Below are 13,728 nucleotides of genomic sequence, written 5' to 3'. Positions count from 1 at the left end.
GATGAAGAAGCGGTAGACGTGGTACCGGTAGTAAGCGGTAGAGGCAGTAAGGGTGATTGAGGCGCAAGGGAGAAATTAAAACCTGCCGTCGCCTGCGACGCCAGGCATGTTTCTTTTCCGCCTATGCAATGCATATTGCTGTATGAGTCCCGAGAAGACTAAAAGCAATATGCCGGTTTTTTCACGACCAGTAGTAAGAAATGCATACGACGCCTGGAAATTTCAAGGCGCCGTGAGCATGGCATTGACAGGTTGCCACACCATGTCAGCCGAAATGTCACGCATGCAACGATGATGTCCGAGCGGACATTCACGCTGCCTGCAGGGAGCGCATTCAATGCCGAGAAACAGGGATTGTGCGATATCCGAAAACGGCGGTGCATGATTGGGATCAGTCGGGCCATAGACCGCCACGATGGGCCGGTTCAGCGCCGAGGCGATATGCAGCAAGCCGGAATCGTTGCTCACCATGACATCGGCTCGCCCGATCAGCGCAACCGCCTCGTCAAGCGCGGTGACGCCTGCTAGGTTCAACACGCCCGGGGCGAGCGCGACGATCTCGTCGCAGACTTCCTTGTCCTTGCCGGAACCCATCAGCGCAATCTGCACTTCCGGGCGTTTGCTGGTCACGATCCTGGCCAGCTCCGCAAAATGCGATACCGGCCAGCGCTTGGCCGATCCGAATTCGGCGCCTGGCGCAAACAGCACCAGCGGCCTGTCCATGCGCAGACCGACGCGCGAAAGTACCTGCTGCATGCGTTCGACCGATACCTGCAGTGCCGGACGTGGCAACGCGGACGGCGGCGGTACGTCGGCGCGCGGAGCGTCGGCCAGGGCCGCATAGAAGGACACCATGGGCCGGGGCGCATCGCGATTGTCGTGGTGCAGGACATTGAGCAGGCCGTAGCGCATTTCGCCCTTGTACCCTACCCGTTTCGGAATCCGGGCCAGCCAGGGGATCAGTGCAAACTTCAAAGTATTGGGCAGCACATAAGCATCGGCATACCCGCGTTCACGTAACATGCGCGCATACTCGCGGCGCTCGCGCCATTGCAGCGCGCCGTGACGGAACGGCGCTTCGAGCACGGTATCGACTTCCGCCATCGCCCGCCACACGGGTGCGACCCATTTCGGCGCCAGCACATCGATCGGGCGGTGCGGATTTTTTTCTTTCAGCAGACGCAGCAATGGCTGCGCCATCACCGCATCGCCGATCCAGTTGGGGGAGATGACGAGCGTACGCATAACTCCCTGCATGCCCTGTACCGGCGCCGTCATTTGCGCGGCACGCGGCCCATCAGGAAAAACTCTTCATTCGGGCGCATTGAAATCGCATTCGCGATGCGGTTCGACAAACCGAAGAAGGCGGTGATGGCGGCAATGTCCCAGATGTCTTCGTCGTCGAAGCCATGGCTGCGCAGCGTCGCGTAATCGGCGTCGCCGACCTCTTGCGAATTCAGGCAGACCTTGATCGCAAAATCCAGCATGGCCTTCTGGCGCGGCGTGATATCTGCTTTCAGGTGATTGACCGCGACCTGGTCGGCGACCAGCGGCTGCTTGGAATAGATACGCAGCAAGGCCCCATGAGCGACCACGCAGTACAGGCATTGGTTCTTTGCGCTGGTGGCGGTGACGATCATTTCGCGGTCGGCCTTGGTCAGGCTCCCTGTTTCCTTGAGCATCAGCGCATCGTGATACGCAAAGAAGGCGCGGAATTCGGCCGGACGGTGCGCCAGTGTAATGAACACATTGGGCACGAAGCCAGCCTTCTCCTGTACGGCGAGAATGGTTTCGCGTATATCGTCCGGCAAGTCTTTCAGTTCAGGGACAGGAAAGCGGGAGATCGGCTGACTCATGATGCGGTTTCCTTTGCAAATTGCAGGTGGTAGAGGTTGGCATACACGCCGTTCTTATCCAGCAGTCCGGCATGTGTACCGCTTTCGACAATATGCCCGCCGACCAGTACGACGATGCGGTCGGCGCGTTCGATGGTGGACAGGCGGTGCGCGATGACCAGTGTGGTCCTGCCCTTCATCAGTTCATCCAGCGCGGCCTGGACCGCACGCTCGGATTCGGTATCGAGTGCGGAAGTCGCTTCGTCGAGAATCAGGATCGGTGCGTTCTTGTAGATGGCGCGTGCAATCGCAAGGCGCTGGCGCTGGCCGCCGGACAAGCGGCTGCCGTTGTCGCCCACCATGGTATCAAGTCCCTGCGGCAGGCGCGCGACCACATCCGACAGATGGGCGGCGCGTACCGCGGCTTCGATGCGGGCACGGTCGGGATTGACTTCGCCATAGGCAATATTGGACGCGACGGTGTCGTCGAACAGCACAACGTTCTGGCTCACCATCGCGATCTGTGCGCGCAGGCTGTCGAGCGCAATATCGCCGATCGGCTGTCCATCGAGCAGGATCTCGCCAGTGGTGACGCGATGGAATTCCGGCACCAGGTTGACCAGGGTCGATTTGCCGCCGCCCGACATGCCGACAAACGCGACCGTCTCACCCGGCTTGATACTCAGGTTGATCCCGGCCAGCGCCGGCTGCGTCTGTCCCGGATAGGTAAATCCGACATCGACAAAATCGACACGCCCGGAGGCACGCTTGTCGAGCCGCTTGCCAGTGGTGCGTTCCGGTACCGCATCGATCAGGTTGAACACCGCTTCGGCGGCGGCCAGCCCGCGCTGCAGCGGACCGTTGACTTCCGCCACGCGCTTGAGCGGTGCCAGCAGCATCAGCATGGCAGTGATGAACGACACGAAACCGCCGACCGTGGTCTGGTTCTGGCTGGACTGGATCAGCGCAATCACGATCACCACGGCCACCGCGCAGGCCGCCATGACCTGGGTAATCGGCACGGTCGCCGCATAGGTGCTGGCCATGCGCATCGAATAGCGGCGCAGTTTGCTTGCGCGACGCTCGAAGCGTTCCTGTTCATACTGGCTGCCGCCAAAGATCTTGATCACCTGGTTGGCGCGGGTCGTCTCTTCAATCACCTGGGTCAGTTCATTGTTGACTTCCTGGTATTCCTTGGTGAGCCGGCGCAGGCGCTTGCCGGTCTGCCGTACCACGACCGCGGTCAGCGGCAGAAGGATCAGCGCAATGATGGTGAGCCGCCAGTTCAGCCAGAGCAGGAACGCCATCAGCCCCACCACGGTCAGTGCGTCGCGAATGGCCGACGTCAGCACGTTGCGGATCATGTCGACGATCTGCTGCACTTCGAACATCATCGAGTTGATGATCTTGCCCATCGAGTTAGTCGTGTAATAACTGGCCGGCACATGCAGCATGCGCGCAAACATCTGGCCGCGCAGCAGGCTCAGCAATTGCGTGGTGATCCAGGTCATCAGGTAACTGGTGGCGAAGGTCGACAGGCCGCGCAGCACAAAGATGCCGACCACGGCGACCGGTACCAGCCACAACTGAAAACTGGGCTTGCCGGTAAAACCGTTGTCGAGCAATTCTTTCATCACTGCGGGAAACATCGGTTCGGTCGCGGCGGTGATGATCATGCCGACGAATGCCAGCAACAGGCGCCCCTTGTACGGCCCTACCATGCGAAATAGTCGTACCAGGTTTGGGGGCAAATTCATAAATAAGTCAGCTCGATGCTTGTTTGCAGATTGCCTTGCGGCGACCATGCGGAATGCTTGAATAAAGGAAACCCGGGATATCCCGGGTCACTGGCCTGAGATTATAGAGGATGCCATGGCAGGCAACACTTATTGCGTGCACAGGGCGGCAATACTGTCTGCTGCCGGGGTTGTGCCGCGCTCCGGTATACTGCGTGGCTGCCTGATTTGCTTCGCGGGAATACCTCTGCTCACCCTTACCAAAGAACCAACATGCTGATTTCGGTCATCGTCACCACCTATAACCGGCCGGATGCCCTCGGCGCCGTGGTACGCGCGCTGCTGGACCAGACCGACCCGGAGTTTGAAGTCATCATCGCCGACGATGGATCGAAACAACCGACCCGTAATGCGCTTGAATCCTTCGCCTCCACACCGCATGCGCCCGGACTGAAGCGGCTGGTGCATGCGTGGCAGCCGGATGACGGCTTCCGCGCTTCGGCGGCGCGGAACCTGGGTGTCCATGCGGCGCGTGGCGAGTATCTCGTGTTCCTCGACGGCGACTGCATTCCACGGCCCAACTATGTGCAGCGCCATCGCGAACTGGCGGAACGAGGGTTCATGGTGTCGGGCAGCCGGGTATTGCTGTCCGAGCAATTCACTGCGGAGCTGCTGAACGATACATCGCCGTTACCAGTCCATCAACGTGGACTGGCCTACTGGCTGAAACAGCGGCTGACCGGCAAGACCAACAAGATCGTGCCCTTGCTGCAGTTTCCCGATACGCCGATGCGGCATTACCGCGCGGTCAAATGGAATCGCATCAAGAGTTGCAACCTTGCCATCTGGCGCGACGACTATGCGGCAGTCAACGGCTTCGATGAAAGCTTCGTCGGCTGGGGACATGAAGACGCGGACTTGGTACTGCGCCTCGCGCGTCACGGAATACGCCGCAAGGGCGGTGCGTTCGCCACCGAGGTCTTCCACCTCTGGCATCGGGAAAACACCCGCGCCACCGAATCGGAAAACCGCAAGCGTGTCGAAGAGCGCATGAAAACCGGCGTCACCCAGGCGGATATCGGGTTGTCGGCGCATCCGAAAGCGGAAGACAGGATCGATGCGATTGTTGGTTCGTGACAGAACCCATCGCTATCGGACCACAGGCACACCATCTGGTTACATTAAACGAGATACTGCATTGCCTTTATCCTCTTACTGAATACTGGCACGCACCCCGGCCATCTTGGCAATGTTTGCCGCAAACGTGGACGGCTCCACAGGTTTGGTCATATACAGGTTAAATCCTGCCTGCAGCGCACGTTGCTGGTCTTCGGCACGCGTGAATGCGGTCAATGCCAGCGCCGGCACCGTGCCGCCACGTGCTTCGCCAAGCGACCTGATGCGGCGAAGCAGTTCGAAGCCATCCACATCCGGCATGCCGATATCGCTAACCACGATGTCGGGGCGCTCGCGTTCCATCAGCGACAAGGCCTCGCTCGCATTGCCCGCGCGGCAAATCGTCGCACCGCATTCCCTGAGTATCCACTCCATCAGGTCGAGTGCATCAGCTTCGTCATCAACTATTAACACCTTGATGCCGGACAGGTGGGTACGGGTGAAATCGGAACCGATAGAGGGACGGTAAGCCCCCGGCACCGGCTGCTGGCGCGCGGCTGCGGCGTTGGGATTGTGCAGGGGAAAATCCAGGGTAAAGGTCGCGCCATTGCCGTCGCCCCGACTGGCGACGGCAACAGTTCCGCCCTGCAGTTCCACCAGTTGCTTGACGATCGACAGGCCCAGGCCGAGTCCGCTGTAGCGGCGCGTCGTCGAGGCATCCGCCTGCCGGAAACGGTCGAATACATAGGGCAGAAATTCGGGCTGGATGCCGATGCCGGAGTCCACTACCCTGATCACAATGCCTGCGGCAGTCCGGCTGAGCGACACATGAATGTGCCCGCCATGCGGTGTGAATTTGACTGCATTCGATAGCAGGTTCCACATGATCTGCTGCAGCCGGTTCGGATCGCCAGCGATCTGGCCGGCCTGCGGATCGAGCGTGGTTTCGAGGCGAATGTTCTTTGCCATGGCGGCGGGCCGCACCGTCTCAAGTGCCGCCTCGATAAAGTTCGCCGGATCGATTGGCCGCACATCGAGGCGCACCTTGCCCGAAATGATCTGGCTCATGTCCAGCAGGTCCTCGATCAGTTGCGCCTGAGCACGTGCGTTTCTTTCGATCGTCTCCAGCCCCTTGGCAAGGGTGGCTTCATCCCTGGTGCCGCTGCGCAGGATCTGCGCCCAGCCAAGAATGGCGTTGAGCGGCGTGCGCAATTCATGCGACAGTGTGGCGAGAAATTCATCTTTCAGCGCGCTCATGCGTTCGGCCTGCGTGCGTGCGGCCCGCTCGCCCAGTAACAGGATCTGGCGTTCCTCGGCGATAGCCTGCGATGTGGCGAGGACTTGCGAACGCGATTCCAGGCGGGCATCGAATACCGAAGTCAGCAAAGCCACAGTCAATACCCCAAAGCTGGCCAACATGACCATGAGGGCAAGCTCGTCCTGGTCGAAACCATTGCCCGCTGCCATGCAGATACTGTTTTCCGGAAAACCGGCTGCCGCCATGCCGGTGTAATGCATGCCGGCGATGGCCGCACCCATGAGAACCGAAGCGCCGACACGTGGCAGCCATACCTGCGGCACGTTTCCGCGCAGACGGAAAGCGATCCAGAGCGCAGCCGCCGATGCAACAATGGCAATGATCACCGATGCCGCAAACAGCAAGGGGTCGTAGCGGATGCCGGGCGCCATGCGCATCGCAAACATGCCTGTGTAGTGCATCGCATTGATGCCGATGCCCATCAATACAGCGCCGGCGAACAGTCGCTGCACCGGCAATTCGGGCCGGCTGACCTGGTGCAGCGCCATACCGGACACGACCACCGGCAGCAGCAAGGAGAGAACCGTGATCCAGAAATCGTACCCGAGCGGGATAGGCAGGCGGAACGCCAGCATGCCGATGAAGTGCATTGCCCAGATACCACTTCCCATGGCGAGCGCGCCGCCGCCTATCCACAGGCGCCTGGCCGTACCGTGGGAAGTCGTCACACGGCCGGCCATGCTGAGCGCGGTATAGGAAGCAAAGATAGCAACCAGTATCGATACAAGTACCAGCGGAGTGTCGTAATAACCGGTCAGCATTGATAGCAGTTGAGTTGAGTGTTTTAGACGGAGTGGCGTGGTGCAATGGAAAAAATGGGAAACATCGTGGATGATCAATCATAGTTAACCATGTTGTGACACCAGAATCCGGCGATGGATCGTCCCGATGGCTTTGCATCCGGAAAATAGTTCGCTTGACAAACGCCGCACCGCGTACTTGGGCATATCCTATCAAATACGGCTTGTGGGAAATATTATGCACGACAAGGCCGCTTGCCTGCTTGGCATGCATCCCATGGTTAGGGTCGCATCATAGACATACACCAGCTACAGAAGACAAGACGGGGCGCTGATCATCCCGACAGCAGCATCCTCATCCGTATCGGCAGCGTCAGATTCCAGCGGGTGTTTTGCGCTGCAGTATATCCAGCACCTGTTCCGCGATGCGATCCCACGTCAGGCCACGTGCAAATGCCAGGTTATCTGCGCTGACCTGCTCCCAATAGTCGCGCTCCTCGAAGCGGCGGATTTCCTGCAGCCACGACGCCGCATCGAGATGCGCCGCATAGCGCGGATGCTTGCCGGCCCAGATCGTGACGCTGTCAAGCGCGTGCGTGATCACAGGCAATCCCGCGGCCATGCCTTCGAGGATAGTCAGGCCAAAGCTTTCAAGGTCGGTGGGATGCAACAGCAGGAAAGCGTCGCGCAGGATGGCTGCCACCTGGTCCGCGCGCTGACGGCCGAGCAACCGGATGCCCGAATCGGGTCCGCAGGCGGCCTGCAGACTGGCAAACAAGGGGCCATCGCCGATGATATCGAGCCGGTAACCCTGTTGCCCCAGACCGCTGCCGGCAAAGAATCCGGCCAGCCAGTCGACATGCTTGCTCTTATCGAGGCGACCCACGAATACCAGCCGCTTTTCCTGCGGAAAAGCGCGCGGTGCGGCAGGAAAGAACTGGTCATCAACGCCCAGCGGAAGCGACTGCACATCCACGCCCCATTTGCGCTTGGCCCGTGGCGCGGCGCGATAACCGAAGAACACCACATCCTCTGCCGGCACCCGGCGGAAGAAGCCGCGCATCGAGACGCCCGGCAACAGGTGCCGACAGCGTTTGCGCAGTGACGGATACTGCTTGTGCAACAGCAGGGCATCGGCTTCGTAAAACGTGGCGATGACATCGAAACGCGTCAGGTCGATGTCGCTCCTGCGCAGCGACCGAAAAAAACTGAAGCTTTCGATCTTGAAGCGACTAGTCATCAGCAGCTTGCTCAGCAAGCGGTTGGCGCGGGAATCACGCCCCAGAAAAGGCAGGGTCAGCAGTTCATAGCCACGGGTGTCGATCAACACTTCGCCGCCAGGCGGCACGGCGCTCAGCACAGTCAAGGCGACGCTATCCTTCAGGCGCTGGCTGAGCTGGCTGACGACGGTTTCAGTGCCGCCGATATATCCGGCCACGGTCGGACTGATCAGGAGCACCTTCATTTGCGCTCTCATGCCGGTTGCCTTTGCCGCTGCTCGGAGTCTGCCCCGCTCTGCAAAGCCAGTCGCCGCACCACCGGATGCTGCAGGCTCCCCTGCAGACCGATGAACAGCATCACCCAGGTATGACTGACCGCGCCCATGAACATGGTATTGGTTACGCTGCCCACAATACAGACCACGGCAAAGGCAAACACCACGCCGCCTTCCATACTGTGCCGGTGACGCCAGCCGGTCCATAACATTGCCGCATACAGCCACACCAGCGCCGCAAGCCCGATCAGGCCAAAGGTGGAAGCGAAAAACAGGAAAGCATTGTGCGGCTCGATGAAACTTTGTGCTTCGCCTTTCGGATGGCGCGCATGCCATGCCTTCTCAAAGCCGGCCTGGCCGGCGCCAAACACCGGATGCGTGCGTACCACATCGGCTGCCGTCTGCCACATATCCAGACGGTAACCGAGCGAGGTATCCTTGCGGTCCTGCTGCATCAGCTTCAGGTCGTTGATGCCGGCGTTAATCCGCTTTTGCACGCGCGGCGCCATCCCGGTTGCCAGCAGGCCGACCAGGCAAACGACCAGCACCAGGCGCCTGTTCTCTCTCGAGACCATGTTGCCCGCTACCAGCGGAAGCAGCAACAGAAGAGACAGCAAGCCGCTGCGGCCATCCCCGGACACCAGCCCGAAGAAAAATACCGCCATGCCGGCAACGCATACCAGGCGCAGTATCCGGCGAGTTTCATGTTTATAGAGAATCGACAGCAGCACGACCGCGATCGCCAGCAGCTGTGAATAAAGGATGTAATTACCGAGCGCCCCCAGGCCGGTCGCCAGTTCCACCTGCCCGGGAAAGCGGATCTGCACATAACAGAACACGATGAATACCCCGGCCACGAAGGCCCACAGCCACGGCACGATACGCATGCGGCTGGATGCCAGGTAGACCAGAAAGGCCGTCAGCCAGTAATAGCTGAGATTGAGTTCGGTCTGCGTTGGGTCGTCATGCAGCAGCAGCGACAGGCCCGGCAGGATGGAGAGAATCAATGCCGGCAGCAACCAGGATTGTAGGGGCGCCTGCCGCCAGGCTTCACCAAACCGATCACTGGCAAGGAACAATACGATGGCCGCCAGCAGCGACAAAAACAGCATCGGCTTGAACAGCGGCAGGAAGAAAAACGCCGCTGTCAATGCATGTTGCGCGGCTACGCCTGATTTCACCAGCTCCTTCATGTAGTCGACCGATCCCTCTGATTCCCGTTGATATGCTGCTGGTCGTCCTGCATGTTGTGTAATGGCAATTCTGACCGGCACGCGGATTATAGCGGTCCGTGACCCGCAACGCCGGAATCTCGATGGCGCCGGCGCGCGGGATCGTCACCCAATAAAAAAGGCAGGCGTGGCCTGCCTCGCAACCGCGGGCGTGCGGGTTGTTATTCGCTTACTTGGAAGCGTTGTCCGCCTTCTTTTCGGCCTTGTCAGCCTTCGCATCCGCAGCAGCTGACGCTTGGTCAGCTTTCGCATCTGCCTTCTTCTTCGTGGCCTTTGCATCGGCTTTGGCCTTCTTCTTGTCGGCTTCGGCTTCAGCCTTGGCAGCTTTTTCTTCGGCCTTGGCGTCCGCCTTGGTGTCGCCGCTCATGGTGGATGAGCTAGTGGAACCGGTCGGCGCGGCAGTGTGGGTCGCAGCAATTGCGGAACCTGCGAAAACACCGGCAACCAGCATGGCGATCAGTTTGCTCATGGGGCTATCCTTTCATGTCTGTTGACTGATGTTGTTATTGGCATTTCATATAAATAGTCTAGACATTCGCAAAAAGATGTACTTAATAAAACATAAAAAGTTACAAGTTTTGTTATGGCATGTTTCATTGCCATTTTTTGTGGACTTGTTTCTTACTGCGTTATTGTCTTAGGCCAAAGCATGCAATGAATCATGATTCCTGCCGGGACAGACGTAATGTGATCGCATTGCAGGCAACGGTGTCCATCGACAAGGATCAGAACTGGTCCCAATGCGGATCCGGTCCGAAATGCTCCAGCAAATGATCAATGAATGCCCTCACCTTCGGCTGCATGTAACGGTTCGGCATATACACGGCATACATATTCATGCCGGGACTGGCGACGACATCCGGCAGGATCTGCTTCAGGCGCCCGTCCTTCAGGTACTTGCTAAGAATGTAGGTCGGGAAGAGCACGATGCCGAGTCCCTCCAGCGCCATCTGCAGCAGCACGGAAGAATTATTGACGCGGCATTTGCCGTTGATCGCAGGGGTGATTTCCTTGCTGCCGGACTGGTAGCGCCAGCCGCTGCGCGCGGTATTCATGCCGAGATATACCAGACACTGATGCTGGGTCAGTTCCTGTGGCGTGCGAGGAGTGCCGTAACGTTCAAGATAGGCTGGCGATGCGCACGTTACCCAGCGTACCGGTGCAATCTTGCGGGCAATCATATTCGGCGGCGGATTGTCACTGATACGGATGGCCACGTCGTACGCCTCCTCGACAATCTCGACTGGCCGGTCGGTGACATCAAGTTCAACTTCGACTTCGTCATAGCGCTGCAGGAAGGTCTGCAACGCGGGTGCCAGATGCAACGCGGCAAAGATGACCGGCGAAGTCAGCTTCAGCACGCCCCGTGGCTCGACCTGCAGCTGCGTCACCGTTTCCTTTGCCGCGTCGATTTCCTGCGCGATGCGCGCGCAGTGCTCATAGTAGGCTGTGCCAATCTCGGTCAGACTCATGCGTCGCGTGGTGCGATTCAACAGCCGCACGCCGAGCGCGCTCTCCAGGTTGCTGACCTGCTTGCTGACCAGCGACTTGGACGTATTGAGTTTCTGCGCCGCCGCTGAAAAGCTGCGGGTCTCCACGACCTTGGCAAACGCCATCATTTCTACCAAAAGCTCCATAGTTCCTCCTGTAGAGCGGCTAGCCGGGCTTGCATCGACAGCTGACCCCACCCCTGTTCAAGAACACCAAATTGTCCATATGCAGAAACAATCTTATTCCATTTTGATGGATTGTAAATATCTGAGGACAAACGATAATGTGCTTCATGGAGGCAATACCCGCCGCCTTCCTTACGCGATCACAGGAGATCACCATGAATGCCCGAGTTCACAAGACTTTTGCCACCGACGCCGCCAGCCAGGGCGGCATGACGCCGCTTGACCCGTGCGGTGAAACCATCGCACTGGACGCCTCGCAGACCGCCCATCTGCGGGACGCTTCAGGCTGGACTATCCGCGCGCTGGACGGCAGCGTCTGGATCACGCAGGACGGCGATATCCGCGACGTCGTGCTCGAAGCAGGCCAAACCGTCGTACTCGATCGCAACGTGCCTACCCTGCTGTCGCCATTCGGCAAAGCCCGCATCAGCGTACGGCTCGATACTTGCCACAATCCGGCGCAACCACGTCGCGTTGTCGCCCCGACGCTGCAGTCCGGCGCCCGCCTGTCGATCGCATGAAACGGAGCGCGCCATGGGCTTCCAATTTCCCTTTTCCCTCAGCTGGAAGGATTATCTTCCTTTCGATCTGAGCGGCACTGGTGCCGACACTACCTATGCACCGGAAACCGGCGGCGAAGTACGCGACATCCTGCGCCTGAAGAACGGCACCGCAGTCACCCTGCGCGCCGCCCATGCTGGCGATGCCGAACGCATCCAGCAACTGGTACGCGGCTTGTCCCTCGAGAGCCGTTATCACCGCTTCTTTTATCCGTTGCAGGAAGTACCGCCCGATATGCTGGCACGCTTTACATTGAGCGATCCGACCGGCGCCATGACCCTGCTGGCCGTCATCCAGCGCGACGGTCAGGAAATAGCGATCGGCATGGCGCAGTATGTCGCCGATCCCTATCCTGTAAGCGGCGAATTTGCCGTATTAGTGGCCGACGAATGGCATCGCAGCGGCCTCGGTACCAGACTGATCCAGACACTGATCTGCGTGGCCCGCGCTGCGGGCATCATGCGATTGCAGGGAGACGTTCTCGCGGAAAACGAACCGATGGTCAGGCTCATGGTCAGCATGGGGTTTGAACTGGATACGCATGCCGACGGCGCTTATCTGTGGAAGGCCTCGAAGATGCTGGAAGCACCGGAATGGAATTGTTCGCCGCTAACCATACTGGCGAGGCAGGCAAAGGCCGGTGCGGCACAAAGGGGCCGGGCGGGCGTAGCCTGACAGTGATGCGGATGAGGCCGTCGCAGATTATTTAATCATCTGCGGCAACCTCATCATTCACCCATGAACCGACAAGTCCGCACAGGAGGAACAACGTCCCGCCCGACAAGGCCACCATTGCCCCCTCGGTCAGGTGAAATTTCGCGGCGAAGATGCCGGCGCAGCCGATGACAGCACCGGCTAGTTTCATGCATTTGTACTTGTCGAGCGGCATACGGCATCTTTAAATTACTGTTAAAGAATTAAACCTTAACTCGCTCGTCAATGCATGCCATAAGTATGGTATTCGGCTTCAGAACGGTGGGATTCCATTCCATGTGTACCGCATACGTACCACTTATCGGTTATGGAGCCGCCTTGTCTGGAAAACTGCAAGTGACTTCTGTTTTATCTTCAGCACGCTTACTGATCTACTGATGCTGCCAGCCTTCCCGGATCTTTGACAGGAGTGACGAGTACCACACCCACTCCCGGTCTGCCTTAGTCCAGTTGCAGCCAGTCTCTATTTCGATTTTCTTTGTCAGCACATGCTCCCTGTCGCGTTCCATCTCTTTTAACAAATTCAGTACAGACGGCAATAGCTGTGGCGAGATTTTTTCTGATAGCCTTTTCAGAGAATATTCTGCATGTTCCTCAGACCCCATATATTTTGGGCGCCCTTTGATAGTCCTAGGCAGATAATACGTCTTGAATTCTTCGTGGATAATATCTTCCGCCGTTTCCGGGCAAACGGTTTTAAACATCCAGACAACTTCGGTATTGCCAATTTGTGGAAGTCTCTCTCCCTTAGAAATTTGAACTGATTCACTTGGGGTCGTTGTACATATCCATGTTCCGCTAAAGGTTGCATACCGACCAGAGCGGGCGACGGGATATTCCTTTTCGATTTCCACAGCAAGATCCGACAGGAAACCGCGAATTTCTTCGTCAGTCTCACTAGGCTCACGCTCGAAAATAAACGTACTAAGATCTGTCTTGGAACGCAATAATCCAACAATTCTTTCAAGATACCAATGCGATGGGTACTTATGAATCCAAGGATGAATAAGTGAAGTCAATACGCGGTCGGTTTCGTTCCGACGTAACCCCTTCCACCGCGCGGGGTAAAGCATCAAGTTTAATGGACCTTTAATGTCGTTCAAATATTCCATATCCTGTTTCTATAATCCCCGATGAATATGTTCTACTTCCAAATCAATTGAATCGCCCCCGGTATCCTAGACACTAGCGAGCCGTTCGAAGTACTGCTTCTCGTAGTCTACCGGTGATAGGTGGTTGTTGTAACCATGCCGGCGCCTTGAGTTATAAAACATCTCGATATAGTCGAACACATCCTGCTTTGCT

14 protein-coding genes are annotated in these 13,728 nt (G+C 58.1%); 3 read left to right on the top strand and 11 right to left on the bottom strand.

The features are described from left to right. Positions 1–222: 222 nt before the first annotated feature. Genes waaF through msbA form a run of 3 tightly spaced genes read right to left on the bottom strand, consistent with a single transcriptional unit; the run spans position 223 to position 3,592 of the window. The gene (gene waaF, locus ASE07_RS13660; protein ID WP_235548469.1) at positions 223–1,245 is read right to left on the bottom strand and encodes a lipopolysaccharide heptosyltransferase II; all 1,023 of its coding nucleotides are present in this window, start codon (positions 1,243–1,245) and stop codon (positions 223–225) included. 29 nt (positions 1,246–1,274) lie between these two features. After that, positions 1,275–1,856, bottom strand: a complete 582-nt coding sequence (locus tag ASE07_RS13655; protein ID WP_057291391.1) for a peroxidase-related enzyme — start codon at positions 1,854–1,856, stop codon at positions 1,275–1,277. After that, positions 1,853–3,592, bottom strand: coding sequence for a lipid A export permease/ATP-binding protein MsbA (gene msbA, locus ASE07_RS13650; protein WP_057291390.1), 1,740 nt, complete (start codon positions 3,590–3,592; stop codon positions 1,853–1,855). Before msbA ends, ASE07_RS13655 begins: the two co-directional genes overlap by 4 nt. Before the next feature lie 252 nt (positions 3,593–3,844). Between msbA and ASE07_RS13645 the strand changes: the two genes are divergently transcribed. Further along, a complete protein-coding gene (locus tag ASE07_RS13645) occupies positions 3,845–4,708 on the top strand; it encodes a glycosyltransferase family 2 protein (RefSeq protein WP_057291389.1) in 864 nt (287 codons plus the stop codon). Positions 4,709–4,783: 75 nt separating this feature from the next. On the opposite strand, the gene ASE07_RS13640 is transcribed toward ASE07_RS13645, so the two are convergent. The 5 genes from ASE07_RS13640 to ASE07_RS13620 all read right to left on the bottom strand — a co-directional run bounded on the left by ASE07_RS13640 (position 4,784) and on the right by ASE07_RS13620 (position 11,109). Next, positions 4,784–6,766 (bottom strand): MHYT domain-containing protein, encoded by a 1,983-nt coding sequence (locus tag ASE07_RS13640; RefSeq protein WP_057291388.1) that lies wholly within the window; start codon positions 6,764–6,766, stop codon positions 4,784–4,786. 352 nt (positions 6,767–7,118) lie between these two features. Beyond that, entirely contained in the window at positions 7,119–8,210 is a 1,092-nt protein-coding gene (locus ASE07_RS13635; RefSeq protein ID WP_057291387.1) for a glycosyltransferase family 4 protein, read from the bottom strand. A gap of 8 nt (positions 8,211–8,218) precedes the next feature. Then, positions 8,219–9,421: an O-antigen ligase family protein gene (locus tag ASE07_RS13630; RefSeq protein ID WP_162256884.1), complete on the bottom strand. Its 1,203-nt coding sequence runs from the start codon at positions 9,419–9,421 to the stop codon at positions 8,219–8,221. Between the two features lie 220 nt (positions 9,422–9,641). Beyond that, on the bottom strand, positions 9,642–9,941 hold the full coding sequence (locus ASE07_RS13625; protein WP_057291385.1) for a hypothetical protein: 300 nt from the start codon (positions 9,939–9,941) through the stop codon (positions 9,642–9,644). 256 nt (positions 9,942–10,197) lie between these two features. Further along, positions 10,198–11,109, bottom strand: a complete 912-nt coding sequence (locus tag ASE07_RS13620) for a LysR family transcriptional regulator (protein ID WP_057291384.1) — start codon at positions 11,107–11,109, stop codon at positions 10,198–10,200. 194 nt (positions 11,110–11,303) lie between these two features. Here ASE07_RS13620 and ASE07_RS13615 point away from each other — a divergent pair, with 194 nt between their 5' ends. Next, complete coding sequence (locus ASE07_RS13615) at positions 11,304–11,669, top strand: DUF2917 domain-containing protein (protein ID WP_057291383.1); 366 nt, start codon at positions 11,304–11,306, stop codon at positions 11,667–11,669. Between the two features lie 13 nt (positions 11,670–11,682). Next, complete coding sequence (locus ASE07_RS13610) at positions 11,683–12,384, top strand: GNAT family N-acetyltransferase (RefSeq protein WP_057291382.1); 702 nt, start codon at positions 11,683–11,685, stop codon at positions 12,382–12,384. Between the two features lie 31 nt (positions 12,385–12,415). Here ASE07_RS13610 and ASE07_RS13605 read toward each other — a convergent pair whose 3' ends face one another. The 3 genes from ASE07_RS13605 to ASE07_RS13595 form a co-directional block, all read right to left on the bottom strand. After that, the gene (locus ASE07_RS13605; RefSeq protein ID WP_057291381.1) at positions 12,416–12,598 is read right to left on the bottom strand and encodes a hypothetical protein; all 183 of its coding nucleotides are present in this window, start codon (positions 12,596–12,598) and stop codon (positions 12,416–12,418) included. A gap of 196 nt (positions 12,599–12,794) precedes the next feature. Continuing rightward, positions 12,795–13,535 (bottom strand): hypothetical protein, encoded by a 741-nt coding sequence (locus ASE07_RS13600; RefSeq protein ID WP_057291380.1) that lies wholly within the window; start codon positions 13,533–13,535, stop codon positions 12,795–12,797. 66 nt (positions 13,536–13,601) lie between these two features. After that, on the bottom strand, positions 13,602–13,728 hold a 127-nt coding region (locus ASE07_RS13595), incomplete at its 5' end, for an IS3 family transposase (protein WP_156396616.1).

It is taken from the genome of Noviherbaspirillum sp. Root189, assembly GCF_001428545.1.
Lineage (GTDB): Bacteria > Pseudomonadota > Gammaproteobacteria > Burkholderiales > Burkholderiaceae_D > Noviherbaspirillum.
This window is presented reverse-complemented; position numbering and strand designations above follow the sequence as displayed.

Bases quoted from the DNA above. Each gene is read 5' to 3' on its own strand.
- waaF (WP_235548469.1), bottom strand. From the start codon at position 1,245: ATGCGTACGCTCGTCATCTCCCCCAACTGGATCGGCGATGCGGTGATG.
- ASE07_RS13655 (WP_057291391.1), bottom strand. From the start codon at position 1,856: ATGAGTCAGCCGATCTCCCGCTTTCCTGTCCCTGAACTGAAAGACTTG.
- msbA (WP_057291390.1), bottom strand. From the start codon at position 3,592: ATGAATTTGCCCCCAAACCTGGTACGACTATTTCGCATGGTAGGGCCG.
- ASE07_RS13645 (WP_057291389.1), top strand. From the start codon at position 3,845: ATGCTGATTTCGGTCATCGTCACCACCTATAACCGGCCGGATGCCCTC.
- ASE07_RS13640 (WP_057291388.1), bottom strand. From the start codon at position 6,766: ATGCTGACCGGTTATTACGACACTCCGCTGGTACTTGTATCGATACTG.
- ASE07_RS13635 (WP_057291387.1), bottom strand. From the start codon at position 8,210: ATGAAGGTGCTCCTGATCAGTCCGACCGTGGCCGGATATATCGGCGGC.
- ASE07_RS13625 (WP_057291385.1), bottom strand. From the start codon at position 9,941: ATGAGCAAACTGATCGCCATGCTGGTTGCCGGTGTTTTCGCAGGTTCC.
- ASE07_RS13620 (WP_057291384.1), bottom strand. From the start codon at position 11,109: ATGGAGCTTTTGGTAGAAATGATGGCGTTTGCCAAGGTCGTGGAGACC.
- ASE07_RS13615 (WP_057291383.1), top strand. From the start codon at position 11,304: ATGAATGCCCGAGTTCACAAGACTTTTGCCACCGACGCCGCCAGCCAG.
- ASE07_RS13610 (WP_057291382.1), top strand. From the start codon at position 11,683: ATGGGCTTCCAATTTCCCTTTTCCCTCAGCTGGAAGGATTATCTTCCT.
- ASE07_RS13605 (WP_057291381.1), bottom strand. From the start codon at position 12,598: ATGCCGCTCGACAAGTACAAATGCATGAAACTAGCCGGTGCTGTCATC.
- ASE07_RS13600 (WP_057291380.1), bottom strand. From the start codon at position 13,535: ATGGAATATTTGAACGACATTAAAGGTCCATTAAACTTGATGCTTTAC.